At 63.3% G+C, this 207-nt stretch carries 1 protein-coding gene; it reads right to left on the minus strand.

Annotated elements, in window-relative coordinates; all coding sequences use genetic code 11:
• Positions 1-207: RRXRR domain-containing protein (locus tag ACYP5B_RS53250; protein ID WP_459575577.1), on the minus strand; the 207-nt coding region annotated here is incomplete at both ends.

The following is a 207-nucleotide window of genomic DNA, read 5'->3' on the forward strand; positions in this document are numbered from 1 at the left end:
CAATTCCAGCGGCATATCGCGGGCATCGCAGTACGCGCACTGCCGGCCCCATTTCTCTAGTAGGTATTCGCGGACCTCATAGCCGGCCAGTTCGCCTTGCTGATACTCGACGCCGGAGATCTCGGGGTTCTGCATCGCCTGCATGTCGAAGCGGACGAGTTCGGTGCTGATGGCGGTGATCGGGGCGAGTGCGCGGAAGCGGCGGAC

The sequence above is a fragment of the Cupriavidus sp. 8B genome (assembly GCF_054589115.1).